We start from the raw sequence: 20,024 nt of genomic DNA, 5'->3' as shown, positions 1-20,024 counted from the left end.
GGATTCGTTCCTGCCATTTTGCTTTTCTTGCAAGACAATAGCGTCGCAAGACAACAGTGGAGCTAGTAGATGGCAACTATCAACCAGCTGGTACGTCAGCCGCGTAAGCGTATCGTCGAGAAATCCGACGTGCCTGCGCTGCAGAACTGCCCGCAACGTCGTGGCGTGTGCACCCGTGTGTACACCACCACGCCGAAAAAACCTAACTCGGCACTGCGTAAAGTATGCCGTGTGCGCCTGACCAACGGTTTCGAGGTTTCCTCGTACATCGGCGGTGAAGGTCACAACCTGCAAGAGCACAGCGTGGTACTGATCCGCGGCGGTCGTGTAAAAGACTTGCCAGGTGTTCGTTACCACACCGTTCGCGGTTCTTTGGATACTTCCGGCGTTAAGGGTCGTAACCAGGGTCGTTCGAAGTACGGTACCAAGCGTCCGAAGTAATGGTCGCTTGCTGCAAAAAACTGATTTCTATTTTTCTGAGTCGATAAGAGTAAGGTCGGAGGCGTCCCGAGTGGGCACCGATTCCGAGCGAACCTGAAGACCGTTTGAGGGCTTATCCATGCCAAGAAGACGCGTAGCAGCCAAGCGCGAAGTGCTTGACGATCCAAAATACGGAAGCCAAATCCTGGCCAAGTTCATGAACCACGTGATGGAAAGCGGCAAGAAAGCCGTTGCCGAGCGTATCGTTTATGGCGCGCTGGAAAAGGTTAAAGAACGCAAGAACAGCGACCCCCTGGAAATCTTCGAGAAAGCTCTCGACGCCATCGCTCCGCTGGTCGAAGTAAAGTCGCGCCGTGTAGGCGGTGCTACTTACCAGGTTCCGGTTGAAGTTCGTCCGTCCCGTCGTAACGCTCTGGCAATGCGCTGGTTGGTAGACTTCGCCCGTAAGCGCGGCGAGAAGTCTATGGCTCTGCGTTTGGCTGGCGAACTGTTGGACGCTGCCGAAGGTAAAGGTGCTGCAGTTAAGAAGCGTGAAGACGTGCACCGTATGGCTGAAGCTAACAAAGCTTTCTCGCACTACCGCTTCTAATTTTAGCGTCACTAATTTTGCGAGGGCTTTATGGCTCGTACTACACCGATTAATCGCTACCGTAACATTGGTATCGTTGCTCACGTGGATGCTGGTAAAACCACCACCACCGAGCGCGTCCTTTTTTACACTGGCAAAAGCCACAAGATGGGCGAGGTGCATGACGGCGCCGCGACCACGGACTGGATGGTGCAGGAGCAGGAGCGTGGTATTACCATTACTTCTGCTGCTATTACCGCCTTCTGGCAAGGTTCTGCGAAGCAGCACAAAGACCAATACCGCTTCAACGTTATTGACACCCCGGGCCACGTTGACTTCACCATTGAAGTTGAGCGTTCCCTGCGTGTACTCGACGGCGCGGTCGTTGTGTTCTGTGGTACTTCGGGCGTTGAGCCTCAGTCCGAAACCGTATGGCGTCAAGCCAACAAGTACGGCGTTCCACGTATCGTTTACGTGAACAAGATGGACCGTGCCGGCGCGAACTTCCTGCGCGTGATCGCTCAGATCAAGCAGCGTCTGGGTCACACTCCGGTGCCAATCCAGTTGGCTATCGGTTCCGAAGACAACTTCCAGGGTCAGATCGATCTGATGACCATGGAAGCGGTTTACTGGAATGATGCTGACAAGGGTATGACCCCTCGTCGCGAAGCTATCCCTGCTGAGCTGCAGGAGCTGGCTGAAGAGTGGCGCAGCAACATGGTTGAGGCTGCGGCCGAAGCCAGTGAAGAGCTGATGAACAAGTACCTCGAAGGTGAAGAGCTTTCCATCGAGGAAATCAAGGCCGCTCTGCGTCAGCGTACTATCGCTGGTGAGATCGTTCTGGCTGTTTGCGGTTCTTCCTTCAAGAACAAGGGTGTTCCCCTGGTTCTCGACGCCGTTATCGACTACCTGCCGGCTCCAACCGACATTCCTGCCATCAAGGGTACTGACCCGGATGACGAGGAAAAGCAAATGGAGCGTCATGCAGACGACAACGAGCCGTTCTCGGCTCTGGCGTTCAAGATCGCTACCGACCCATTCGTGGGTACCTTGACCTTCGTCCGCGTTTACTCGGGTGTGTTGGCATCCGGCGACGGCGTGATCAACTCGGTTAAAGGCAAGAAAGAGCGCGTGGGTCGTATGGTGCAAATGCACGCAAACGCCCGTGAAGAGATCAAGGAAGTACGCGCTGGTGACATCGCGGCTCTGATCGGCATGAAGGACGTCACCACTGGTGAAACCTTGTGCAACGCTGACAAGCCAATCATCCTGGTTCGCATGGACTTCCCGGAGCCGGTTATTTCGGTTGCCGTAGAGCCTAAGACCAAGGATGACCAGGAAAAAATGGGTATCGCTCTGGGCAAGCTTGCTCAGGAAGACCCGTCTTTCCGCGTCAAAACTGATGAAGAGACTGGTCAGACGATCATCTCCGGCATGGGCGAGCTGCACCTGGACATCCTGGTTGACCGGATGCGCCGTGAGTTCAACGTCGAAGCCAACATCGGTAAGCCTCAAGTTTCGTACCGTGAGCGCATCACGAAGAGCTGCGAAATCGAAGGCAAGTTCGTTCGTCAGTCCGGCGGTCGTGGCCAGTTCGGTCATTGCTGGATCCGTTTTGCACCTGCTGACGAAGGTCAGGAAGGTCTGCAATTCCTGAACGAAGTGGTGGGTGGTGTGGTTCCTAAGGAATACATCCCGGCTATCCAGAAAGGTATCGAAGAGCAGATGAAGAACGGCGTTGTTGCCGGCTATCCGCTGATCGGCCTGAAGGCTACCGTGTTTGATGGTTCTTACCACGACGTCGACTCGAACGAGATGGCGTTTAAGGTGGCTGCTTCCATGGCGACCAAGCAACTGGCCCAGAAGGGTGGTGGTGAGTTGCTCGAGCCGATCATGGCGGTAGAGGTTGTTACGCCTGAAGACTATATGGGTGACGTGATGGGCGACCTGAACCGTCGTCGCGGCATGATTCTGGGTATGGAAGACACGGTTTCCGGTAAGGTTATCCGTGCTGAAGTTCCGTTGGGCGAGATGTTCGGTTATGCGACCGACGTTCGTTCGATGTCCCAGGGTCGCGCAAGCTACTCTATGGAATTCAAAAAATACAATACGGCTCCGTCGCACATCGTCGAAACCGTTACCAAAAAACAAGGCTGATTCAGTCCTTTAGGCAAGGAGTTAATTGTCGTGGCTAAAGAAAAATTTGATCGTTCCCTACCGCACGTCAACGTTGGCACTATCGGTCACGTTGACCACGGTAAAACCACTCTGACCGCTGCTCTGACTCGCGTCTGCTCCGAAGTTTTCGGTTCGGCCGTAGTTGAATTCGACAAGATCGACAGCGCTCCAGAAGAAAAAGCTCGTGGTATCACCATCAATACCGCGCACGTCGAGTACAACTCGAACATTCGTCACTACGCTCACGTTGACTGCCCAGGTCACGCTGACTACGTGAAGAACATGATCACCGGTGCTGCCCAGATGGACGGCGCGATCCTGGTTTGCTCGGCCGCTGATGGTCCGATGCCGCAAACCCGTGAGCACATCCTGCTGTCCCGTCAGGTAGGCGTTCCGTACATCGTGGTTTTCCTGAACAAGGCTGACCTGGTAGACGACGCAGAGCTGCTGGAACTGGTTGAGATGGAAGTTCGCGACCTGCTGAGCACCTACGACTTCCCAGGCGACGACACTCCGATCATCATCGGTTCGGCTCGTATGGCGCTGGAAGGCAAAGACGATAACGAAATGGGCACCAGCGCTGTTCGCAAGCTGGTTGAAACTCTGGATACCTACATCCCAGAGCCAGAGCGTGCTATCGACAAGCCATTCCTGATGCCAATCGAAGACGTATTCTCGATCTCCGGTCGCGGTACTGTTGTGACTGGTCGTATCGAGCGCGGTATCGTTCGCGTTCAAGATGCACTGGAAATCGTTGGTCTGCGTGACACCACCACCACCACCTGCACTGGTGTTGAGATGTTCCGCAAGCTGCTCGACGAAGGTCGTGCTGGCGAGAACTGCGGCGTTCTGCTGCGTGGCACCAAGCGTGACGACGTTGAACGTGGTCAGGTTCTGGTTAAGCCGGGTTCGGTTAAGCCGCACACCAAGTTCACCGCAGAAGTTTACGTTCTGAGCAAGGAAGAAGGCGGTCGTCACACTCCGTTCTTCAAAGGCTACCGTCCACAGTTCTACTTCCGTACTACTGACGTGACTGGTAACTGCGAGCTGCCAGAAGGCGTTGAAATGGTAATGCCAGGCGATAACATTCAAATGACTGTTACCCTGATCAAAACCATCGCAATGGAAGACGGTCTGCGCTTCGCTATCCGTGAAGGCGGCCGTACCGTTGGTGCTGGCGTTGTAGCTAAAATCATCGAGTAAGCTCTTTTCGAGTCAGCTTTGATGTTTTGAAAAGGCCCCCGCTCAGCGGGGGCTTTTTTATTGGGTTGACACCTATCTGGGGCGTCTATAGAATTGCGCCTCCTTTTAACGGGCGTATTGCGCCCGGTGGGAATAGCAGCCGGAGTCTGAAATCCAATGCAAAATCAGCAAATCCGTATCAGGTTGAAGGCTTTCGACCATCGCCTGATCGACCAATCCACCCAGGAAATCGTGGAAACCGCGAAACGTACTGGTGCTCAAGTGCGTGGTCCAATTCCACTGCCTACCCGTAAAGAGCGGTTCACCGTTCTGGTCTCCCCGCACGTCAACAAAGACGCGCGTGACCAGTACGAGATCCGTACTCATAAGCGCGTTCTGGATATCGTCCAGCCAACGGATAAAACCGTTGATGCACTTATGAAGCTTGATCTTGCGGCCGGTGTGGAAGTGCAGATCAGCCTCGGCTAAGACTCGGTCTTAGTCGTGTAACGCTCTGAAATGGGCGGCCATAGCGGGTGAAAGCCCCGTACACTCATGAGGTTTACAACATGACTATTGGTGTAGTCGGTCGTAAATGCGGTATGACCCGTATTTTCACCGAAGAAGGTGTCTCCATTCCGGTCACGGTCATTGAGATCGAGCCGAATCGCGTCACCCAGTTCAAAACTGAAGAGACCGATGGCTATCGTGCAGTGCAAGTCACTGTCGGCGAGCGTCGTGCTTCGCGTGTAACAGCAGCTCAGGCTGGCCACTTCGCCAAGGCGAACGTTGCCGCTGGTCGTACCGTAATGGAATTCCGCCTTGAAGAAGGCGAGTACCAGGCCGGCGATCTGATCAACGCTGAAATCTTCGCCGCTGGCCAGCTGGTTGATGTAACCGGTCAGTCCAAAGGTAAAGGCTTCCAGGGTACGATCAAGCGTTGGAACTTCCGCGGGCAAGATAACACCCACGGTAACTCCGTATCCCACCGCGTTCCAGGCTCTATCGGCCAGTGCCAGACTCCTGGTCGTGTATTCAAGGGCAAGAAAATGTCCGGTCATATGGGCGCTGAGCGCGTGACCGTGCAGTCCCTCGAAGTAGTGCGCGTGGACGCTGAACGCAATCTGTTGTTGGTCAAGGGCGCTGTTCCTGGCGCTACTGGCGGCAACTTGGTTGTACGTCCAGCAGCCAAGGCTCGCGGTTAAGGGGAAGCTGACATGCAATTAAATGTAAATGACGCTCAAGCGATCGAAGTTTCCGAACTGACATTTGGCGGCGAATTCAACGAGACGCTGGTTCACCAAGCAGTCGTGGCCTACATGGCTGGCGGCCGTCAGGGTAGCAAGCAGCAAAAGACCCGTTCCGACGTTTCCGGTGGCGGCAAGCGCCCATGGCGTCAGAAAGGTACTGGCCGTGCTCGTGCCGGTACTATCCGTAGCCCAATCTGGCGTGGCGGCGGTACCACTTTCGCAGCTCGTCCTCAGGATCACTCCCAGAAGCTGAACAAGAAGATGTATCGCGCAGCAATGCGTTCCATCCTTGCTGAGCTGGTGCGTACTGATCGTCTGGTCGTGGTTCAGGATTTCGCCGTTGAAACGCCGAAAACCAAAGACCTGCTGGGCAAGCTGAACAACATGAGCCTGACCGACGTTTTGATCGTGTCGGACGCTGTTGATCAGAACCTGTACCTGGCTGCTCGCAACCTGCCGCACGTAGATGTACGTGATGTGCAAGGTTCCGATCCAGTTAGTCTGATCGCATACGACAAGGTGTTGATCACCGTGTCGGCCGTGAAGAAATTCGAGGAGCTGCTGGGATGAACCAGGAACGCGTATTTAAAGTTCTGCTTGGCCCGCACGTTTCCGAGAAGGCTACGGTTCTGGCAGACAAGAAAGGCCAGTTCGTTTTCAAGGTTGCTACTGATGCAACCAAGCTGGAAATCAAGAAGGCCGTCGAAAGCCTGTTCAGCGTGAAAGTAGAGCGTGTTACTACCCTGAATGTTCTGGGTAAGAGCAAGCGTACTGCTCGCGGTCTGGGCAAGCGTAATGACTGGAAGAAGGCAGTTATCTCCCTTCAGCCAGGCCAAGATCTCGATTTCAGCAGCAGTGCTGAGTAAGGAAGGGGTGCATCATGGCAATCGTTAAATGCAAACCGACTTCCCCTGGCCGCCGTTTTGTGGTCAAGGTGGTCAACCAGGAGCTGCATAAAGGCGCTCCTCACGCACCGCTGCTCGAGAAGAAATCGAAGTCTGGTGGTCGTAACAACAATGGCCGTATTACCACTCGTCACATCGGTGGTGGTCATAAGCAGCATTATCGTCTGGTCGACTTCCGTCGCAACGACAAAGATGGCATCGCTGCCACTGTCGAGCGTATCGAATACGATCCAAACCGTACTGCTCACATCGCTCTGCTGCTGTACGCAGATGGCGAGCGTCGCTACATCATCGCCCCTAAAGGCGTGAGTGCTGGCGACCAGCTGATCGCAGGTGCTCTGGCACCGATCAAGCCGGGCAACGCTCTGCAACTGCGTAACATTCCAGTTGGTAGCACCGTACACGGCATCGAATTGAAGCCAGGTAAAGGCGCTCAGATCGCTCGTTCCGCTGGTGCTTCGGCTCAGCTGATCGCTCGTGAAGGTGTCTACGTGACCCTGCGTTTGCGTTCTGGTGAGATGCGTAAAGTACTGGCTGAATGCCGCGCGACCCTGGGCGAAGTCTCGAACTCCGAGCACAGCCTGCGTTCGCTGGGTAAAGCTGGTGCCAAACGCTGGCGTGGCGTTCGCCCAACCGTTCGTGGTGTTGCCATGAACCCGGTTGACCACCCACATGGTGGTGGTGAAGGTCGTACCTCTGGTGGTCGTCATCCGGTATCGCCATGGGGCTTCCCGACTAAGGGCGCGAAGACTCGTGGTAATAAGCGTACCGACAAAATGATCGTCCGTCGTCGCAAGTAAATAGAGGGATACGACAGTGCCACGTTCTCTGAAAAAAGGTCCTTTTATCGATCTTCACCTACTGAAGAAGATCGAAGTGGCGGCGGAAAAGAACGATCGCAAACCAGTTAAAACCTGGTCGCGCCGTTCGATGATCCTGCCACAAATGGTCGGTCTGACCATCGCAGTACACAACGGTCGTCAGCACGTCCCAGTTCTCGTGAACGAAGACATGGTCGGCCACAAACTGGGCGAGTTCGCCGGTACCCGCACTTATCGCGGGCACGTGGCAGACAAGAAAGCCAAGCGTTAAGGGGTTAGGAAATGGAAGTAGCCGCTAAGTTGTCGGGCGCTCGAATCTCCGCCCAGAAAGCCCGCTTGGTCGCCGACCAGATCCGCGGGAAGAAGGTGGGCGAAGCGCTCAACCTGTTGGCTTTCAGCAGTAAGAAAGCCGCCGAGATCATGAAGAAAGTGCTGGAGTCGGCCGTAGCCAACGCCGAGCATAACGAAGGCGCGGACGTTGATGACCTGAAGGTCAGCACCGTTTTCGTCAACGAAGGGCGTTCGCTGAAGCGCATCATGCCGCGTGCCAAAGGCCGTGCTGATCGCATCGTCAAGCGGTCTTGCCATATCACTGTCAAGGTTGCTGACAAGTAACGGAGTCGAAGAGATGGGTCAGAAAGTACATCCCATTGGCATTCGCCTGGGAATCGTCAAGGAGCACACCTCCGTCTGGTACGCAGACGGTCGGACTTATGCGGACTACTTGTTCGCTGATCTGAAGGTGCGTGAGTATCTCCAAGACAAACTAAAAAGCGCGTCCGTAAGCCGTATCGATATCCATCGTCCGGCCCAAACTGCACGTATCACCATCCACACCGCTCGCCCAGGTATCGTTATCGGGAAGAAAGGTGAAGATGTTGAGAAACTGCGTCAGGACCTGACCAAGCAAATGGGTGTGCCTGTGCACATCAATATCGAAGAGATCCGCAAGCCGGAGCTCGACGGTATGCTGGTTGCGCAGAGCGTAGCTCAGCAGCTGGAGCGTCGCGTAATGTTCCGTCGTGCTATGAAGCGCGCCGTACAGAACGCAATGCGCATTGGTGCCAAAGGCATCAAAATCCAAGTGAGCGGTCGTCTCGGCGGTGCTGAAATCGCACGTACTGAATGGTATCGCGAAGGTCGTGTGCCACTGCACACCCTGCGTGCCGACATCGACTATGCCAACTACGAAGCTCACACCACTTACGGTGTGATCGGTGTAAAGGTTTGGATCTTCAAAGGCGAAGTAATTGGTGGTCGCCAAGAAGAGCTGAAACCACAAGCACCAGCGCCTCGTAAAAAAGCTGCTAAGTAAGGGGTACGCCAAATGTTGCAACCAAAGCGTACGAAGTTCCGCAAGCAAATGACCGGTCACAACCGTGGCCTGGCATTGCGCGGTAGCAAAGTCAGCTTCGGCGAGTTCGCGCTGAAGTCTGTAGCTCGTGGTCGTCTCACCGCTCGTCAGATCGAGTCAGCGCGTCGTGCTCTGACCCGTCACGTAAAACGTGGCGGCAAGATCTGGATCCGTGTATTCCCGGACAAGCCTATTTCCAAGAAGCCACTCGAAGTTCGGATGGGTAAAGGTAAGGGTAACGTCGAATACTGGGTTGCCCAGATTCAGCCAGGCAAAGTCCTGTATGAAATCGAGGGTGTTTCTGAAGAGCTGGCGCGTGAGGCTTTCGCCCTGGCTGCTGCAAAGCTGCCGCTCGCCACCTCCTTTGTTAAACGGACGGTGATGTGATGAAAGCGAATGAACTTCGTGAAAAATCCGCACAGCAGCTGAACGAGCAACTGCTCGGCTTGCTGCGCGACCAGTTCAATCTGCGCATGCAGAAAGCAACTGGCCAGTTGGGGCAGTCTCATCTGCTCTCGCAAGTTAAGCGTGACATCGCTCGCGTGAAGACTGTGCTCAACCAGCAGGCAGGTAAGTAATCATGGCTGAAGCCGAAAAAACTGTCCGTACGCTGACTGGCCGTGTTGTCAGCGACAAGATGGACAAAACCATCACCGTTCTGATCGAGCGTCGCGTTAAGCACCCGATCTACGGTAAATACGTTAAGCGTTCGACTAAGCTGCACGCGCACGACGAAACCAATCAGTGCCACATCGGCGACAAAGTCACTATTCGTGAAACTCGTCCTTTGGCCAAGACCAAGTCTTGGGCGCTGGTTGATGTTCTCGAACGCGCTGTGGAAGTCTAAGGACTAGGGGTCGGAGAAATTATATGATTCAGACTCAATCCATGCTCGATGTGGCCGATAACAGCGGCGCTCGCCGCGTTATGTGCATCAAGGTGCTGGGTGGCTCCCATCGTCGTTACGCTGGTATCGGTGACATCATCAAAGTTACCGTCAAGGAAGCAATTCCTCGCGGTAAGGTGAAAAAAGGCCAAGTGATGACTGCTGTTGTAGTCCGCACTCGTCACGGCGTTCGCCGTGCAGATGGCTCCATTATCCGCTTTGATGGCAACGCTGCTGTTCTTCTGAACAACAAGCAAGAGCCGATCGGCACCCGTATCTTTGGGCCAGTGACCCGTGAGCTTCGTACTGAGAAGTTCATGAAGATCGTCTCGCTCGCCCCAGAAGTGCTGTAAGGAGATCCGACATGCAAAAGATTCGTCGTGACGACGAGATCATCGTGATCGCCGGCAAAGACAAAGGTAAGCGCGGTAAGGTGCTGAAGGTTCTTGCTGACAACCGTCTGGTTGTTGGTGGTCTGAACCTGGTCAAGCGTCATACCAAGCCTAACCCGATGTCGGGCGTACAGGGCGGTATCGTCGAGAAAGAAGCGCCACTGCACGCTTCTAACGTCGCCATCTTCAACGGCGAAACCAACAAGGCTGACCGCGTTGGTTTCAAAGTAGAAGACGGTAAGAAAATTCGTGTCTTCAAGTCGACCCAAAAAGCGGTTGATGCTTGAACACTGCTAGGTAGAAGACCATGGCACGACTAAAAGAGATTTACCGGAAGGAAATCGCACCGAAACTTAAGGAAGAACTTAAGCTTTCGAACGTGATGGAAGTTCCGCGCGTTACCAAAATCACCCTGAACATGGGTCTGGGCGAAGCGATCGGCGACAAAAAAGTCATCGAGCACGCTGTTGCTGACCTGGAAAAGATCACCGGCCAGAAAGTCGTTGTGACCTACGCTCGCAAATCCATCGCTGGCTTCAAAGTCCGTGAAGGTTGGCCGATCGGCGTCAAAGTGACCCTGCGCCGTGAGCGTATGTACGAGTTCCTGGATCGTCTGCTGTCGATCTCCCTGCCACGGGTTCGCGACTTCCGCGGCCTGAATGCCAAGTCCTTCGATGGTCGTGGCAACTACAGCATGGGCGTAAAAGAGCAGATCATCTTCCCGGAAATCGACTACGACAAGATCGATGCTCTCCGCGGTCTGGACATTACCCTGACCACCACTGCCAAGAACGATGATGAAGGTCGCGCTCTGCTGCGCGCTTTCAAATTCCCGTTCCGCAACTGATTGGAGTAGGAAAATGGCCAAGATGAGCATGAAGAACCGCGAGCTGAAGCGTCAGCTCACGGTTGCCAAGTACGCCAAAAAGCGTGCAGCACTGAAAGCAATCATCGTTGATCTGAACGCAAGTCCAGAAGCGCGTTGGGAAGCTACAGTTGCTCTGCAAAAGCAGCCACGTGACGCTAGCGCTTCGCGCATGCGTAACCGCTGCCGCCTGACCGGTCGTCCACACGGCGTTTACCGCAAGTTCGGCCTCGGCCGTAACAAACTGCGTGAAGCGGCAATGCGTGGTGACGTACCAGGTCTGGTTAAAGCCAGCTGGTAAGTACTGTCAAAGTCTCGGCGGTCAGGCTCGCAAGATCCTGACCGCCGGTGGCCTTGAATCTGGATCAAGCCCCTTTTGGGGCTTGATTCATTTCTGGGGTGTGTCTAGAATACCCGGCTCGCCTGAGCCCGTGTTTTTTACGCTCGGAGATTCTCGGCGACACGTAGTAGCCGCAAGGCTAATTTTTCTGTATTAGGAGCGTCTAGCCCATGAGTATGCAGGACCCGTTAGCGGACATGCTAACTCGAATCCGTAATGCCCAGATGGCTGAAAAGTCCGTCGTAAGCATGCCATCTTCCACGTTGAAGGTAGCTGTTGCCAAAGTCCTGAAGGACGAAGGTTACATCGCGGGTTATCAGATCAGCAGCGAAACCAAACCACTGCTGTCTATCGAGCTGAAATACTTCGAAGGCCGTCCGGTTATCGAAGAAGTGAAGCGCGTTAGCCGTCCAGGCCTGCGTCAGTACAAGTCCGTCGAAGATCTGCCGAAAGTTCGTGGCGGTCTCGGTGTGTCTATCGTCTCCACCAACAAGGGTGTGATGACTGATCGTGCTGCGCGCGCTGCCGGTGTCGGCGGCGAAGTTCTTTGCACTGTGTTCTAAGGGGGGATAAGCATGTCTCGCGTCGCTAAGAACCCCGTTAAGCTGCCAGCCGGCGTCGAAGTAAAATTCGCAGGCCAACAGCTTTCGGTGAAGGGTGCCAAGGGCACTCTCGAACTGAACATCCATTCGTCCGTTGAGATCGTTGAAGAAGCTGGTGAGCTGCGTTTCGCTGCTCGCAATGGCGATCAACAGACTCGCGCAATGGCTGGTACCACTCGTGCGTTGGTTAACAACATGGTCCAAGGCGTAAGCCAAGGCTTCGAGCGCAAGCTCCAGCTGGTCGGTGTTGGTTACAAAGCGCAAGCAAAAGGCACAGTGCTGAACCTGGCTCTTGGCTTCTCGCATCCAGTGGATTACGAACTGCCGGAAGGCATCACCGCTGAGACTCCTAGCCAGACCGATATCCTGATCAAGGGCATCGACAAGCAGCTGGTAGGTCAAGTGGCCGCCGAGATCCGCGACTTCCGTCCACCAGAGCCGTACAAAGGCAAAGGTGTGCGCTACGCGGACGAAGTCGTCCGTCGTAAAGAAGCCAAGAAGAAGTAGGGCATAGCAAATGACCGACAAAAAAGTTACTCGACTGCGTCGCGCTCGCAAAGCACGCCTGAAAATGCACGAACTCGAAGTCGTGCGTCTCTGCGTGTTCCGCTCTTCGCAGCACATCTACGCCCAGGTCATTTCGGCCGACGGCAACAAAGTCCTGGCAAGCGCCTCGACTTTGGATAAAGAACTGCGTGATGGCGCCACTGGCAACATCGACGCGGCCACTAAGGTTGGCCAGCTGGTCGCTACGCGTGCTAAGGCCGCTGGCGTCTCGCAGGTGGCTTTCGACCGCTCTGGCTTCAAGTACCACGGTCGCGTGAAAGCGCTGGCTGATGCTGCTCGTGAAGCTGGGCTGGAGTTCTAAGTTATGTCAAATAACGACCAAAAGCGCGACGAAGGCTACATCGAGAAGCTGGTTCAAGTTAACCGCGTAGCCAAAACCGTTAAAGGCGGCCGTATCTTCACTTTCACCGCGTTGACCGTGGTTGGTGATGGTAAAGGGCGTGTTGGCTTCGGCCGTGGCAAGTCGCGTGAAGTGCCTGCTGCGATCCAGAAGGCAATGGAAGCTGCTCGCCGCAACATGATCCAGGTTGATCTGAACGGCACCACTCTGCAGTACGCAATGAAGTCCGCTCACGGCGCTTCGAAGGTGTACATGCAGCCTGCTTCTGAAGGTACCGGTATCATCGCTGGCGGCGCAATGCGTGCCGTTCTCGAAGTTGCTGGCGTTCAGAACGTTCTGGCCAAGTGCTACGGCTCGACTAACCCGGTAAACGTGGTTCACGCCACTTTCAAGGGTTTGAAAGCAATGCAGTCTCCTGAATCCATTGCCGCCAAGCGTGGCAAAAGCGTCAAGGAGATCTTCTGATCATGGCTACCGTTAAAGTTACGCTGATCAAAAGCATGACCGGCCGCATCCCTAACCACAAACTGTGCGTTAAGGGTCTGGGTCTGCGTCGCATCGGTCACACTGTAGAAGTCCAGGATACTCCCGAGAATCGCGGGATGATCAACAAGGCTTACTACATGCTGCGTGTCGAGGGTTAATCGATGAAACTCAATGATCTGAGTCCAGCGCCGGGTTCCCGTCGCGAAAAGCATCGTCCGGGCCGTGGTATCGGTAGTGGTTTGGGTAAGACTGGTGGCCGTGGTCACAAAGGTCAGACTTCCCGCTCCGGTGGCACCATTGCTCCAGGCTTTGAAGGCGGTCAACAGCCGCTGCATCGTCGCCTGCCGAAGTTCGGTTTCGTTTCCCTGAAGGCCATGGATCGCGCAGAAGTGCGTCTGTCCGAGCTGGCTAAAGTGGAAGGCGACATCGTCACCGTGCAGTCCTTGAAAGATGCCAACGTGATCAACGTCAACGTGCAGCGTGTGAAAATCATGCTGTCCGGCGAAGTGACTCGCGCTGTAACCATCGGAAAGGGAATCGGCGCCACCAAAGGTGCGCGTGCGGCTATCGAAGCAGCTGGCGGCAAGTTCGAGGAATAAATGGCTAAGCAAGGTGCTCTCTCTGCGCTCGGCAAAGGCGGTATGTCTGAACTCTGGGCTCGTCTGCGTTTTCTGTTCCTGGCGATTATCGTCTACCGAATAGGCGCACACATCCCGGTTCCAGGTATCAACCCGGACCGACTCGCGGACCTGTTTCGACAGAATGAGGGGACCATTCTTAGCTTGTTCAACATGTTTTCCGGCGGCGCGCTGGAGCGGATGAGCATTTTTGCGCTGGGGATCATGCCGTACATTTCGGCATCGATCATCATGCAACTGATGACCGCCGTCAGCCCGCAGCTGGAACAGTTGAAGAAGGAAGGTGAAGCTGGGCGTCGCAAGATCGCTCAGTACACCCGCTACGGCACTGTAGTCCTGGCTCTCGTCCAGGCCATTGGCATGTCCATTGGTCTGGCGGGGCAGGGCGTTGCGTTCACTGGTGACTTTGGCTTCCATTTCGTCGCGGTATCCACTTTTGTGGCTGGTGCGATGTTCATGATGTGGCTGGGTGAGCAGATTACTGAGCGTGGTGTTGGCAACGGTATCTCGATGTTGATTTTCGCAGGTATCGTCGCCGGTCTTCCGAGAGCGATTGGGCAGTCTTTCGAGTCTGCACGTCAGGGTGATATCAACATTTTTGCCCTGGTTGCCATCGGTTTGCTGGCAGTAGCGATTATCGGTTTCGTGGTGTTCATTGAGCGTGGTCAGCGTCGTATTGCTGTTCACTACGCCAAGCGTCAGCAGGGCCGCAAGGTCTTCGCTGCGCAGACCAGCCACTTGCCGCTGAAGGTGAACATGGCCGGCGTTATTCCGGCTATTTTCGCGAGCAGCATCTTGCTGTTCCCGGCTTCGTTGGGTACCTGGTTCGGTCAGTCTGAAGGTATGGGCTGGTTGCAGGACATCTCGCAGTCGATCGCTCCTGGTCAGCCGTTGAATATTCTGCTGTTTAGTGCAGGGATTATTTTCTTCTGCTTCTTCTATACGGCGTTGATGTTCAATCCGAAAGACGTAGCGGAAAACCTGAAGAAGTCCGGTGCCTTTATTCCGGGCATTCGTCCAGGTGAGCAGTCTGCACGCTATATTGATGGCGTTCTGACTCGTTTGACCCTGTTCGGTGCTCTATATATGACGGCCGTGTGCCTGTTGCCCCAGTTTCTGGTGGTTGCAGCAAACGTTCCGTTCTACCTTGGCGGGACCTCGTTGCTGATCGTCGTCGTGGTTGTGATGGACTTCATGTCCCAAGTACAATCGCACCTCGTTTCGCACCAGTACGAATCCCTGATGAAGAAAGCCAACCTGAAGGGTTACGGCAGCGGCATGTTGCGCTGAGTACCCATAAGGTTCGAGGAGTTGGTGATGAAAGTTCGTGCATCGGTGAAAAAGCTGTGCCGTAACTGCAAGATTATTCGCCGCGAAGGTGTTGTTCGAGTAATTTGCAGCGCGGAACCGCGTCACAAACAGCGCCAAGGCTGAGTGTGATTGTGCTTCAAGCCCGGCAGCTAGTGCGCTGCCGGGTTGATTATTTGTTATTACAGCGATATTATCTCGCGCCCTATTTCTTGGCTTCCGGGGCGTAGGTAGCTGTCAATTGGAGTCCCACTGAATGGCCCGTATTGCAGGCGTTAACATTCCAGATAACAAGCATACTGTTATCTCGCTGACCTACATCTATGGTGTTGGTCGCACTACTGCACAGAAAATTTGTGCAGAGACTGGGGTAAACCCAGCAGCAAAGATCAAAGATCTGAGCGACGAGCAAATTGAACAGCTGCGTGGCGAAGTGGCGAAGTTCACCACTGAAGGTGACCTGCGTCGCGAAATCAACATGAAAATCAAGCGCTTGATGGACCTCGGTTGCTATCGCGGTCTGCGTCATCGTCGTGGTCTGCCAGTACGCGGTCAGCGTACCAAGACCAACGCGCGTACCCGTAAAGGTCCGCGTAAGCCGATCCGCAAGTAATCGCCCCAGCGAATCGACAGGAATTTAATCATGGCAAAACCTGCTGCTCGTCCTCGTAAAAAAGTTAAAAAGACAGTGGTTGATGGCATCGCCCACATCCATGCATCTTTTAACAACACCATCGTGACCATTACCGACCGTCAAGGTAACGCTCTTTCCTGGGCTACCTCCGGTGGTTCGGGTTTCCGCGGTTCCCGCAAGTCCACCCCGTTTGCTGCTCAAGTAGCTGCTGAACGTGCTGGTCAAGCTGCGCTGGAATACGGCCTGAAAAACCTCGACGTCAACGTCAAAGGTCCAGGTCCAGGTCGTGAATCCGCAGTCCGCGCTTTGAACGGCTGTGGCTACAAGATCGCCAGCATCACCGACGTGACGCCAATCCCGCACAACGGGTGCCGTCCGCCGAAGAAGCGCCGCGTGTAATCCAGGAGATTGTAAAGAATGGCTCGTTACATTGGTCCAAAATGCAAACTCGCTCGTCGCGAAGGCACCGATCTCTTCCTGAAGAGCGGCGTGCGCGCGATCGAATCGAAGTGCAACATTGAAGCAGCACCTGGTATCCACGGCCAGCGCCGCGGTCGCCAGTCCGATTACGGCACCCAGCTGCGTGAAAAGCAAAAGGTCCGTCGTATCTACGGCGTTCTCGAACGTCAGTTCAGCGGCTACTACAAAGAAGCTGCTGGCAAGAAAGGTGCAACCGGCGAAAACCTGTTGCAACTGCTCGAATGCCGTCTGGACAACGTTGTATACCGTATGGGCTTTGGTTCGACTCGTGCCGAATCCCGTCAGCTGGTATCGCACAAGTCGATCAGCGTAAACGGTCAAACCGTTAACGTTCCGTCCTACCAGGTTCGTGCTGGTGACGTGGTTGCTGTTCGCGAGAAAGCAAAAAACCAACTTCGCATTGTCCAAGCTCTCGATCTGTGTGCCCAACGTGGCCGCGTAGAATGGGTAGAAGTAGACACTGAGAAGAAGTCGGGCGTTTTCAAGAACGTTCCAGCTCGCAGTGATCTGTCCGCCGACATCAACGAAAGCCTGATTGTCGAGCTCTACTCCAAGTAAGGGCTAGAAAATAGGTGCATCCATGCAGATTTCGGTAAATGAGTTCCTGACACCCCGCCACATTGATGTGCAGGTTGTCAGTCCAACCCGCGCCAAGATCACTCTCGAGCCTCTCGAGCGTGGCTTTGGCCACACCCTGGGCAACGCGCTGCGCCGCATCCTGTTGTCCTCCATGCCCGGCTGTGCAGTAGTCGAGGCCGAGATTGACGGTGTACTCCATGAGTACAGCGCCATCGAAGGTGTACAGGAAGACGTAATTGAAATCCTGTTGAACCTTAAAGGTCTGGCTATCAAGCTGCACGGTCGAGACGAAGTTACGCTGACCTTGTCGAAGAAGGGTTCGGGGGTGGTTACCGCTGCCGATATTCAGCTGGATCATGATGTCGAGATCGTTAATCCCGATCACGTAATCGCTAACCTGGCGTCTAACGGCGCCCTGAACATGAAGCTCGTAGTAGCTCGTGGTCGTGGTTATGAACCGGCCGACTCGCGTCAGAGCGATGAAGACGAAAGCCGCAGCATTGGTCGCTTGCAGCTTGACTCTTCGTTCAGCCCGGTTCGCCGTATCGCATACGTGGTGGAAAACGCCCGTGTCGAACAGCGTACTAACCTGGACAAGCTGGTTATTGATCTGGAAACCAACGGTACTCTGGATCCTGAAGAGGCAATCCGCCGCGCTGCAACCATCCTGCAACAGCAGTTGGCTGCGTTCGTCGACCTCAAAGGTGACAGCGAACCAGTGGTAATCGAGCAGGAAGACGAGATCGATCCGATCCTGCTTCGCCCGGTTGACGATCTGGAACTGACTGTACGTTCGGCTAACTGCCTTAAGGCGGAAAACATCTACTACATCGGCGACCTGATTCAGCGTACCGAAGTAGAGCTGTTGAAGACTCCGAACCTTGGCAAGAAATCCTTGACTGAAATCAAGGACGTTCTGGCCTCCCGCGGTCTGTCCCTCGGCATGCGCCTCGACAACTGGCCGCCTGCAAGTCTTAAGAAGGACGACAAGGCGACTGCCTGATCGTCGTAATCACCGAACGTAGTGTTTGGTAAGGAATGAACCATGCGTCATCGTAAAAGTGGTCGTCACCTCAGCCGCACCAGCTCGCACCGCAAGGCCATGTTCCAGAACATGGCGGTGTCGCTGTTCGAGCACGAGCTGATCAAAACTACTCTGCCAAAAGCTAAAGAACTGCGTCGCGTTGCTGAGCCGCTGATCACTTTGGCCAAGACAGACAGCCTGGCTAACCGCCGTCTGGCTTTCGACCGTACTCGTTCGAAAGCTATCGTTGGCAAGCTCTTCAACGACCTGGGCAAGCGTTACGCTACCCGTGAGGGTGGCTACCTGCGCATCCTCAAGTGCGGCTTCCGCGCTGGCGACAACGCGCCTATGGCGTACGTCGAGTTGGTTGATCGTGCTACTGGCGGTGAAGCTGTATCCGCTGAGTAAGACGTCAGTCTGAAACGAAGAACCGGGCCTTAGTGCCCGGTTTTTTGTGCACGCTCGAAAAGTGCGGCATGTTGGATGCCCCGGAGTTCTATTAGGTATTCTCTATCGATTTAGATGGTCTAATGAATTAGAAGGTGTCATGTAGATCATCAATACTTCCTTTCAGCCGTTTAGCCGGCAGTTCAAGACTGACAAAGGAAGAGATCGCATGAGCCAGAATAAAACGCTTACCACCGCCAGTGGCGCTCCAGTCGCCGACAACCAGAACTCCCGCTCCGCTGGCCCTCGTGGTCCGCTGCTGCTCGATGACTTCCACCTGATCGAGAAACTGGCTCACTTCAATCGTGAAAACATCCCTGAGCGTCGTGTGCATGCCAAAGGTTCGGGCGCCTACGGGACGTTTACCGTGACTCGCGATATTACCCAGTACACCAGCGCCAGGCTGTTCGAATCTGTCGGCAAGCAAACGCCTACATTCCTGCGCTTTTCCACCGTGGGCGGTGAGCGTGGTTCGGCTGATACCGAGCGCGATCCGCGTGGTTTCGCGTTGAAGTTCTACACCGAAGAAGGCAACTGGGACATCGTGGGTAACAACACCCCAGTGTTCTTTATCCGTGATCCGCTGAAATTTCCCGACTTTATCCACACCCAAAAACGTCTGCCGCAAAGCAACCTCAAAAGTGCTCAGGCGATGTGGGATTTTTGGTCGCATTCTCCCGAGGCCCTGCATCAGGTCACGATCCTGTTCTCGGATCGCGGCATCCCTGATGGTTACCGCCACATGCACGGCTTCGGCAGCCATACCTACAGCCTGATTAACGCCAGCGGCGAGCGTCACTGGGTGAAATGGCACTACAAGACCCAGCAAGGGATCAAGAATCTGGCGCCGGCAGACGCTGCACGCCTGGCCGGTACTGACCCGGATTACGCTCAACGCGATTTGTTCGAAGCCATTGAGCGCGGTGATTTCCCGAAATGGAGCGTGTGCATCCAAATCATGACCGAAGCCCAGGCCGAAGCGCATTATGAGAACCCTTTCGACGTCACCAAGACCTGGTCACAGAAAGAGTTTCCGTTGATCGAAGTCGGTGAGCTGGAACTGAATCGCAATCCGCTCAACTACTTCGCTGAAGTCGAGCAAGCAGCTTTCGGCCCTAGCAATATGGTGCCGGGCGTGGGCTTGTCGCCGGACCGCATGTTGCAAGGGCGAGTGTTCGCTTACGCGGATGCCCACCGCTACCGTGTCGGCACTAATCACCAGCAACTGCCGGTGAACGCCCCGCGGAGTCCGGTCAACAGCTACCAGCGCGATGGTTCGATGGCGTTTGGGAGCAATGGCGGCGCCGCGCCGAATTACGAGCCGAACAGTTATGTCGATTCGCCGAAGCAGGCGCCTCGTTACGCCGAGCCATCGTTGGCGTTGAGCGGTGCGGCTGGTCGCTACGATCATCGTGAAGATACTGACTATTACAGCCACGCCGGTGCGCTGTTCCGCCTGATGAGTGACGAGCAGAAAGCATTGCTGGTTGGCAATATCGCTGGTGCGATGGCGGGTGTATCGAGTGATGTCGTCGACCGTCAATTGCAGCATTTCTTCAGAGCCGACCCGGCGTATGGAGAGGCCATCGCAAAGCTACTCAACGTACAGCTTAACGAAGTCTAAATGAGAAGCAGAACCGCCCTTAATTGGGCGGTTTTTGCGTTATTTCAGCTGCTTTTCTCAGATTATCTTCGCTTTTATTGCGTCTGCCGAGTGACGTTATGGCCAGGTTGGTT

General features: G+C 54.8%; 33 protein-coding genes. All 33 read left to right on the top strand.

The features are described from left to right. Positions 1-69 precede the first annotated feature (69 nt). A complete protein-coding gene (rpsL, locus tag FFS64_RS04960) occupies positions 70-441 on the top strand; it encodes a 30S ribosomal protein S12 (protein ID WP_003186084.1) in 372 nt (123 codons plus the stop codon). Positions 442-559: 118 nt separating this feature from the next. Beyond that, positions 560-1,030, top strand: coding sequence for a 30S ribosomal protein S7 (gene rpsG, locus FFS64_RS04955; RefSeq protein WP_002555493.1), 471 nt, complete (start codon positions 560-562; stop codon positions 1,028-1,030). A 30-nt stretch (positions 1,031-1,060) separates the two neighbouring features. Further along, a complete protein-coding gene (gene fusA / locus FFS64_RS04950; RefSeq protein ID WP_046815908.1) occupies positions 1,061-3,166 on the top strand; it encodes an elongation factor G in 2,106 nt (701 codons plus the stop codon). 30 nt (positions 3,167-3,196) lie between these two features. Next, complete coding sequence (gene tuf / locus FFS64_RS04945) at positions 3,197-4,390, top strand: elongation factor Tu (RefSeq protein WP_008018195.1); 1,194 nt, start codon at positions 3,197-3,199, stop codon at positions 4,388-4,390. Between the two features lie 156 nt (positions 4,391-4,546). Next, positions 4,547-4,858, top strand: coding sequence for a 30S ribosomal protein S10 (gene rpsJ / locus FFS64_RS04940; RefSeq protein WP_003186070.1), 312 nt, complete (start codon positions 4,547-4,549; stop codon positions 4,856-4,858). 80 nt (positions 4,859-4,938) lie between these two features. After that, a complete protein-coding gene (gene rplC, locus FFS64_RS04935) occupies positions 4,939-5,574 on the top strand; it encodes a 50S ribosomal protein L3 (RefSeq protein ID WP_003186059.1) in 636 nt (211 codons plus the stop codon). A 12-nt stretch (positions 5,575-5,586) separates the two neighbouring features. After that, positions 5,587-6,189: a 50S ribosomal protein L4 gene (rplD, locus tag FFS64_RS04930; protein WP_007924200.1), complete on the top strand. Its 603-nt coding sequence runs from the start codon at positions 5,587-5,589 to the stop codon at positions 6,187-6,189. Further along, positions 6,186-6,485, top strand: coding sequence for a 50S ribosomal protein L23 (gene rplW, locus FFS64_RS04925; protein ID WP_002555488.1), 300 nt, complete (start codon positions 6,186-6,188; stop codon positions 6,483-6,485). Before rplD ends, rplW begins: the two co-directional genes overlap by 4 nt. A 14-nt stretch (positions 6,486-6,499) precedes the next feature. Beyond that, entirely contained in the window at positions 6,500-7,324 is an 825-nt protein-coding gene (gene rplB / locus FFS64_RS04920; RefSeq protein ID WP_003186055.1) for a 50S ribosomal protein L2, read from the top strand. 16 nt (positions 7,325-7,340) lie between these two features. Beyond that, positions 7,341-7,616 carry a 30S ribosomal protein S19 gene (rpsS, locus tag FFS64_RS04915; RefSeq protein WP_002555486.1) on the top strand — a complete coding sequence of 92 codons (276 nt, stop codon included), beginning with the start codon at positions 7,341-7,343 and terminating at the stop codon, positions 7,614-7,616. An 11-nt stretch (positions 7,617-7,627) separates the two neighbouring features. Next, positions 7,628-7,960 carry a 50S ribosomal protein L22 gene (gene rplV / locus FFS64_RS04910; RefSeq protein ID WP_003103908.1) on the top strand — a complete coding sequence of 111 codons (333 nt, stop codon included), beginning with the start codon at positions 7,628-7,630 and terminating at the stop codon, positions 7,958-7,960. Between the two features lie 13 nt (positions 7,961-7,973). After that, positions 7,974-8,660 (top strand): 30S ribosomal protein S3, encoded by a 687-nt coding sequence (rpsC, locus tag FFS64_RS04905; protein ID WP_003176422.1) that lies wholly within the window; start codon positions 7,974-7,976, stop codon positions 8,658-8,660. Positions 8,661-8,672: 12 nt separating this feature from the next. Beyond that, on the top strand, positions 8,673-9,086 hold the full coding sequence (gene rplP / locus FFS64_RS04900; protein WP_003228729.1) for a 50S ribosomal protein L16: 414 nt from the start codon (positions 8,673-8,675) through the stop codon (positions 9,084-9,086). Next, positions 9,086-9,277, top strand: coding sequence for a 50S ribosomal protein L29 (gene rpmC / locus FFS64_RS04895; RefSeq protein ID WP_002555481.1), 192 nt, complete (start codon positions 9,086-9,088; stop codon positions 9,275-9,277). The genes rplP and rpmC overlap by 1 nt, the downstream gene beginning before the upstream one ends. A 2-nt stretch (positions 9,278-9,279) precedes the next feature. Beyond that, complete coding sequence (gene rpsQ, locus FFS64_RS04890) at positions 9,280-9,546, top strand: 30S ribosomal protein S17 (protein WP_003176419.1); 267 nt, start codon at positions 9,280-9,282, stop codon at positions 9,544-9,546. A 23-nt stretch (positions 9,547-9,569) separates the two neighbouring features. Further along, entirely contained in the window at positions 9,570-9,938 is a 369-nt protein-coding gene (rplN, locus tag FFS64_RS04885; protein ID WP_002555479.1) for a 50S ribosomal protein L14, read from the top strand. An 11-nt stretch (positions 9,939-9,949) separates the two neighbouring features. Further along, on the top strand, positions 9,950-10,264 hold the full coding sequence (rplX, locus tag FFS64_RS04880) for a 50S ribosomal protein L24 (RefSeq protein ID WP_003186046.1): 315 nt from the start codon (positions 9,950-9,952) through the stop codon (positions 10,262-10,264). A 20-nt stretch (positions 10,265-10,284) separates the two neighbouring features. Then, complete coding sequence (rplE, locus tag FFS64_RS04875; RefSeq protein WP_003210069.1) at positions 10,285-10,824, top strand: 50S ribosomal protein L5; 540 nt, start codon at positions 10,285-10,287, stop codon at positions 10,822-10,824. Between the two features lie 13 nt (positions 10,825-10,837). Continuing rightward, positions 10,838-11,143 (top strand): 30S ribosomal protein S14, encoded by a 306-nt coding sequence (rpsN, locus tag FFS64_RS04870; RefSeq protein ID WP_003176414.1) that lies wholly within the window; start codon positions 10,838-10,840, stop codon positions 11,141-11,143. Positions 11,144-11,352: 209 nt separating this feature from the next. Further along, entirely contained in the window at positions 11,353-11,745 is a 393-nt protein-coding gene (gene rpsH, locus FFS64_RS04865) for a 30S ribosomal protein S8 (RefSeq protein ID WP_003228724.1), read from the top strand. A 12-nt stretch (positions 11,746-11,757) separates the two neighbouring features. Next, positions 11,758-12,291 (top strand): 50S ribosomal protein L6, encoded by a 534-nt coding sequence (rplF, locus tag FFS64_RS04860; RefSeq protein WP_003176412.1) that lies wholly within the window; start codon positions 11,758-11,760, stop codon positions 12,289-12,291. A 10-nt stretch (positions 12,292-12,301) separates the two neighbouring features. After that, positions 12,302-12,652 carry a 50S ribosomal protein L18 gene (gene rplR / locus FFS64_RS04855; protein ID WP_003186037.1) on the top strand — a complete coding sequence of 117 codons (351 nt, stop codon included), beginning with the start codon at positions 12,302-12,304 and terminating at the stop codon, positions 12,650-12,652. Positions 12,653-12,655: 3 nt separating this feature from the next. Beyond that, positions 12,656-13,156, top strand: a complete 501-nt coding sequence (gene rpsE / locus FFS64_RS04850; protein ID WP_003186035.1) for a 30S ribosomal protein S5 — start codon at positions 12,656-12,658, stop codon at positions 13,154-13,156. Between the two features lie 2 nt (positions 13,157-13,158). Next, positions 13,159-13,335, top strand: coding sequence for a 50S ribosomal protein L30 (gene rpmD, locus FFS64_RS04845; protein WP_003176408.1), 177 nt, complete (start codon positions 13,159-13,161; stop codon positions 13,333-13,335). Positions 13,336-13,338: 3 nt separating this feature from the next. Beyond that, positions 13,339-13,776 (top strand): 50S ribosomal protein L15, encoded by a 438-nt coding sequence (gene rplO / locus FFS64_RS04840; protein WP_003228720.1) that lies wholly within the window; start codon positions 13,339-13,341, stop codon positions 13,774-13,776. Further along, entirely contained in the window at positions 13,777-15,105 is a 1,329-nt protein-coding gene (secY, locus tag FFS64_RS04835) for a preprotein translocase subunit SecY (RefSeq protein WP_007896784.1), read from the top strand. 27 nt (positions 15,106-15,132) lie between these two features. After that, positions 15,133-15,249, top strand: coding sequence for a 50S ribosomal protein L36 (rpmJ, locus tag FFS64_RS04830; RefSeq protein WP_002555468.1), 117 nt, complete (start codon positions 15,133-15,135; stop codon positions 15,247-15,249). Between the two features lie 130 nt (positions 15,250-15,379). Continuing rightward, positions 15,380-15,736 (top strand): 30S ribosomal protein S13, encoded by a 357-nt coding sequence (gene rpsM, locus FFS64_RS04825; RefSeq protein WP_009045849.1) that lies wholly within the window; start codon positions 15,380-15,382, stop codon positions 15,734-15,736. A gap of 30 nt (positions 15,737-15,766) precedes the next feature. Then, positions 15,767-16,156: a 30S ribosomal protein S11 gene (gene rpsK, locus FFS64_RS04820; protein ID WP_002555466.1), complete on the top strand. Its 390-nt coding sequence runs from the start codon at positions 15,767-15,769 to the stop codon at positions 16,154-16,156. 18 nt (positions 16,157-16,174) lie between these two features. Beyond that, on the top strand, positions 16,175-16,795 hold the full coding sequence (gene rpsD / locus FFS64_RS04815) for a 30S ribosomal protein S4 (RefSeq protein WP_003176404.1): 621 nt from the start codon (positions 16,175-16,177) through the stop codon (positions 16,793-16,795). A gap of 22 nt (positions 16,796-16,817) precedes the next feature. After that, the gene (gene rpoA / locus FFS64_RS04810) at positions 16,818-17,819 is read left to right on the top strand and encodes a DNA-directed RNA polymerase subunit alpha (protein WP_007924176.1); all 1,002 of its coding nucleotides are present in this window, start codon (positions 16,818-16,820) and stop codon (positions 17,817-17,819) included. Between the two features lie 42 nt (positions 17,820-17,861). Beyond that, positions 17,862-18,248: a 50S ribosomal protein L17 gene (rplQ, locus tag FFS64_RS04805; protein WP_024778333.1), complete on the top strand. Its 387-nt coding sequence runs from the start codon at positions 17,862-17,864 to the stop codon at positions 18,246-18,248. Positions 18,249-18,456: 208 nt separating this feature from the next. After that, the gene (locus FFS64_RS04800; RefSeq protein ID WP_137804444.1) at positions 18,457-19,911 is read left to right on the top strand and encodes a catalase; all 1,455 of its coding nucleotides are present in this window, start codon (positions 18,457-18,459) and stop codon (positions 19,909-19,911) included. The last annotated feature ends 113 nt before the right edge of the window (positions 19,912-20,024 follow it).

Source organism: Pseudomonas sp. G(2018) (genome assembly GCF_005502415.1).
Lineage (GTDB): Bacteria > Pseudomonadota > Gammaproteobacteria > Pseudomonadales > Pseudomonadaceae > Aquipseudomonas.
This window is presented reverse-complemented; position numbering and strand designations above follow the sequence as displayed.

Coding starts and splice junctions, on each gene's coding strand:
- rpsN (WP_003176414.1), top strand. CDS start 10,838: ATGGCCAAGATGAGCATGAAGAACCGCGAGCTGAAGCGTCAGCTCACG.
- rplE (WP_003210069.1), top strand. CDS start 10,285: ATGGCACGACTAAAAGAGATTTACCGGAAGGAAATCGCACCGAAACTT.
- rpsG (WP_002555493.1), top strand. CDS start 560: ATGCCAAGAAGACGCGTAGCAGCCAAGCGCGAAGTGCTTGACGATCCA.
- rpsE (WP_003186035.1), top strand. CDS start 12,656: ATGTCAAATAACGACCAAAAGCGCGACGAAGGCTACATCGAGAAGCTG.
- rpmD (WP_003176408.1), top strand. CDS start 13,159: ATGGCTACCGTTAAAGTTACGCTGATCAAAAGCATGACCGGCCGCATC.
- rplB (WP_003186055.1), top strand. CDS start 6,500: ATGGCAATCGTTAAATGCAAACCGACTTCCCCTGGCCGCCGTTTTGTG.
- rplV (WP_003103908.1), top strand. CDS start 7,628: ATGGAAGTAGCCGCTAAGTTGTCGGGCGCTCGAATCTCCGCCCAGAAA.
- rpmJ (WP_002555468.1), top strand. CDS start 15,133: ATGAAAGTTCGTGCATCGGTGAAAAAGCTGTGCCGTAACTGCAAGATT.
- rplW (WP_002555488.1), top strand. CDS start 6,186: ATGAACCAGGAACGCGTATTTAAAGTTCTGCTTGGCCCGCACGTTTCC.
- rplX (WP_003186046.1), top strand. CDS start 9,950: ATGCAAAAGATTCGTCGTGACGACGAGATCATCGTGATCGCCGGCAAA.
- rpsH (WP_003228724.1), top strand. CDS start 11,353: ATGAGTATGCAGGACCCGTTAGCGGACATGCTAACTCGAATCCGTAAT.
- rpsJ (WP_003186070.1), top strand. CDS start 4,547: ATGCAAAATCAGCAAATCCGTATCAGGTTGAAGGCTTTCGACCATCGC.
- FFS64_RS04800 (WP_137804444.1), top strand. CDS start 18,457: ATGAGCCAGAATAAAACGCTTACCACCGCCAGTGGCGCTCCAGTCGCC.
- rplQ (WP_024778333.1), top strand. CDS start 17,862: ATGCGTCATCGTAAAAGTGGTCGTCACCTCAGCCGCACCAGCTCGCAC.
- rpsD (WP_003176404.1), top strand. CDS start 16,175: ATGGCTCGTTACATTGGTCCAAAATGCAAACTCGCTCGTCGCGAAGGC.
- rplP (WP_003228729.1), top strand. CDS start 8,673: ATGTTGCAACCAAAGCGTACGAAGTTCCGCAAGCAAATGACCGGTCAC.
- rpoA (WP_007924176.1), top strand. CDS start 16,818: ATGCAGATTTCGGTAAATGAGTTCCTGACACCCCGCCACATTGATGTG.
- rplF (WP_003176412.1), top strand. CDS start 11,758: ATGTCTCGCGTCGCTAAGAACCCCGTTAAGCTGCCAGCCGGCGTCGAA.
- rplO (WP_003228720.1), top strand. CDS start 13,339: ATGAAACTCAATGATCTGAGTCCAGCGCCGGGTTCCCGTCGCGAAAAG.
- rplC (WP_003186059.1), top strand. CDS start 4,939: ATGACTATTGGTGTAGTCGGTCGTAAATGCGGTATGACCCGTATTTTC.
- rpsL (WP_003186084.1), top strand. CDS start 70: ATGGCAACTATCAACCAGCTGGTACGTCAGCCGCGTAAGCGTATCGTC.
- rpsQ (WP_003176419.1), top strand. CDS start 9,280: ATGGCTGAAGCCGAAAAAACTGTCCGTACGCTGACTGGCCGTGTTGTC.
- rpsK (WP_002555466.1), top strand. CDS start 15,767: ATGGCAAAACCTGCTGCTCGTCCTCGTAAAAAAGTTAAAAAGACAGTG.
- rplD (WP_007924200.1), top strand. CDS start 5,587: ATGCAATTAAATGTAAATGACGCTCAAGCGATCGAAGTTTCCGAACTG.
- rpmC (WP_002555481.1), top strand. CDS start 9,086: ATGAAAGCGAATGAACTTCGTGAAAAATCCGCACAGCAGCTGAACGAG.
- rplR (WP_003186037.1), top strand. CDS start 12,302: ATGACCGACAAAAAAGTTACTCGACTGCGTCGCGCTCGCAAAGCACGC.
- rplN (WP_002555479.1), top strand. CDS start 9,570: ATGATTCAGACTCAATCCATGCTCGATGTGGCCGATAACAGCGGCGCT.
- secY (WP_007896784.1), top strand. CDS start 13,777: ATGGCTAAGCAAGGTGCTCTCTCTGCGCTCGGCAAAGGCGGTATGTCT.
- fusA (WP_046815908.1), top strand. CDS start 1,061: ATGGCTCGTACTACACCGATTAATCGCTACCGTAACATTGGTATCGTT.
- rpsM (WP_009045849.1), top strand. CDS start 15,380: ATGGCCCGTATTGCAGGCGTTAACATTCCAGATAACAAGCATACTGTT.
- rpsC (WP_003176422.1), top strand. CDS start 7,974: ATGGGTCAGAAAGTACATCCCATTGGCATTCGCCTGGGAATCGTCAAG.